The organism is Paenibacillus sp. P3E, assembly GCF_001909045.1.
GTDB lineage: Bacteria > Bacillota > Bacilli > Paenibacillales > Paenibacillaceae > Paenibacillus_AQ > Paenibacillus_AQ helianthi.
In genome coordinates, this window is the sequence record NZ_LVWH01000128.1 from 1 (window position 1) to 915 (window position 915).

Below are 915 nucleotides of genomic sequence, written 5' to 3' on the forward strand. Positions count from 1 at the left end.
GAATTATAATTCATTAGACCTTGTAAACTTTATAGAAGTTTCATGGCATATCAAGGACGATTTTGATTGTATATTTAGAGGGATTAATGTTTTTAAAACGAAAGCTGAAAGTCTTCTAGAGCAAATGGAAAATGGAAATGCTTCCTCATGTTACGATCGAAAAAAGGCTGAGACAGGTAGTACATATCATTTTCCAAAGTTATCTCTAACTCTGTGGAGATCCTCGAAATTTGACGAAAAAGATATGGAAGAACAATGGTTTAAAAACCTTTCTGTAGCTGATCAGCTGGAAGAAATGAGATTATTATATTTTGAATCAGTGAGTATTCACAATTATACTATCTAATCGCCTAAATAAAATCCTGAAGCAATGTTGACTTAATGTCAGTGCTTCAGGATTTTTGTTTGAAAAAACTATTTACAGCACATTCAACTCGACGGCAATGTTACCGAGGGTTGCGCGGGAGTAAGGGCACGCACCATGAGCAGCTTCTACCAATTGTGCTGCGGTTTCTTTATCGACGCCTTTAACCAGGACATCCATCTTAACGGCGATACCGAACCCGCCATCCTCAACTTTTCCGAAACTGACGGTAGCCGTGACTTCGCTGCCTTCGATTTTTACTTTTCCCATACGGGCTACCATGTTCAGTGCACTGTCGAAGCAAGCGGAATAGCCAGCTGCGAACAGCTGCTCCGGATTGGTGCCTTCGCCGCCGGCACCGCCCATTTCACGTGGAGTGCTGATGGTGAGATTCAGTTTTGGGCTTTCGGATTCTATATATCCATTTCTTCCGCCTACTGCTTTTACTGTGGTTTCGTACATTTTCTGTTGGATAGTCATCATTATTAATCTCTCCCGTTCATTTGCTAATATATTGTACACAATTTAATTTAACACAATAAAAATAATAG

The 915-nt window shown here is 40.0% G+C and carries 2 protein-coding genes; one reads left to right on the plus strand and one right to left on the minus strand.

All coding sequences use genetic code 11. The features are described from left to right. On the plus strand, positions 1–346 hold a 346-nt coding region (locus A3842_RS32490), incomplete at its 5' end, for a hypothetical protein (protein WP_074101571.1). A gap of 72 nt (positions 347–418) precedes the next feature. Here the strand turns inward: A3842_RS32490 and A3842_RS12000 are convergent. After that, positions 419–847: an organic hydroperoxide resistance protein gene (locus A3842_RS12000; RefSeq protein ID WP_074101572.1), complete on the minus strand. Its 429-nt coding sequence runs from the start codon at positions 845–847 to the stop codon at positions 419–421. Between the last annotated feature and the right edge of the window lie 68 nt (positions 848–915).